We start from the raw sequence: 1669 nt of genomic DNA on the forward strand, positions 1-1669 counted from the left end.
AATGTAGCTTTCTGGAACACTGAGGCATGGGGTGATATTGAAGTAATGCGTGAGTCTCATGTTCCCAGCACCATACGGCCTGATTTTTCAACCCATAACATGGTAGCAATAAGTCCCGGTAAAAAGATATGGCAATTTTTTACACTTCCCGAAGCGGGGCTGGCTTTTGGTGACGAGTTGAGTTTATCCGTACATGGATACCAGGAAGGGGCCAATCAGCTTAAGTCTGCGATTAAAGTGATGAAGGCAGATAGTGAAGATGGTGAATGGAGTCCTAAGGACTTTGGCATGAGAGACAGTCGTAGTTTTCCCAAACATGCAAGGGGTGAGCTGAATGTGGCTAAAGAATATAGCGCTTCGATGGAGGATACCGGCACCATTAACATCTTGGTAGAGCATGCCTCCATCGTTGGGAAAGCAAGCGTTGGAAACAAGTCAAGTTCAAAAGACATCAATACATTTGGGATTCAGGTTGAATTTGAGAATTTAAGCTCATCCGATACAGTTTGGGTTTATGCTCCAAAGCTCACCGTCAATGGTGCTTCCCAAAACAAAACCCTTACCTCAAGGAAAATGACACCAAACTACAGGTACCTTCCAAGAACAATTCAAAAACTATGGAAAGGAGAGCCTATTCATATCATCGTAATGGGATCAAGTATTGACAGAGGAAGCGCCAATCCCCCCATGTATCTATATGACGAGGACCCTGATTCTGAGACTTTCAAACAACCTCTTTCAGAAGACCTCTTTGATGCAGAAAAAGTAGGGAGACCTGATCTAGATGGGTATTTTGGACAGTGGAGGCATTATTACAGTTATGCGGGGAGGTTAAAGCTTGAGCTTATGAAGAAATTTAATCTTCCTGCTGACAAAATTTGCCTAAATTTTATGGCCGCTGATGGATCTAGTATCGGAGAATCACACTCCGGGCTTCAACAGTATTTTTCCTTATCAATTCCACCCAATCCCGGATTAAATGGTCATAAGGAAGGGGAAACCTGGGAAGCATTGTATCCGGATCTTTTTAAGCGCCAAGAAGGAGCAAGACCAGACCTTGTGATTTTTGGAAGTGGAGCCAATGAGAAAACGGACACACCGGATGAAATAGCTGTTTTTGAGGGGGCCATACGGTGGATTCAACAAAATTATCCCAATACGGAATTTTTGTTTAGCCCTTTTCAGAATCAGGGTAAATATACGCCCAATACAGTAGACCTTCAGGCGCTATCTTTAAGATACCAAATTCCCTATATGGATTATCCAAAAATAGCTGATGATCTCACCCGTTGGGGAAACAAGTATTCCTTGGTACCTTCTGACGGTCATCCTCAAGCAGCAAGCCATTATTTATGGTTCAAACAGCTGGAGAAGGCTTTTGAGTGCTGGAATCCGATTTTTACCGGGCAAGCTCAGCTTCAATTGCCTGAACGGCTTCACCAGAATTCCTATGGTTGGGAAGGGGATATGATTACTTTTGATTCCACCAGCTCAAGAATAAAGAACAATAGGTTTATATTTGAAGACAATGCCATAAACAGTTGGGGCAAAACAGACAGTGAGCCTCCTATTCCCTATGTTGATGGTGTAAAATTTTCATCTAGAAGATCAAGCCCGTCCTACAACTTACGCAATTCAATGTTTCGACATGGGCGAACCAGTTTAGGGG

General features: G+C 43.1%; 1 protein-coding gene. It reads left to right on the forward strand.

Annotated elements, in window-relative coordinates; translation table 11 throughout:
* On the forward strand, positions 1–1669 hold a 1669-nt coding region (locus AAC037_RS24200; protein WP_339906244.1), incomplete at both ends, for a hypothetical protein.

The sequence above is a fragment of the uncultured Cyclobacterium sp. genome (genome assembly GCF_963976465.1).
Taxonomy (GTDB): domain Bacteria; phylum Bacteroidota; class Bacteroidia; order Cytophagales; family Cyclobacteriaceae; genus Cyclobacterium.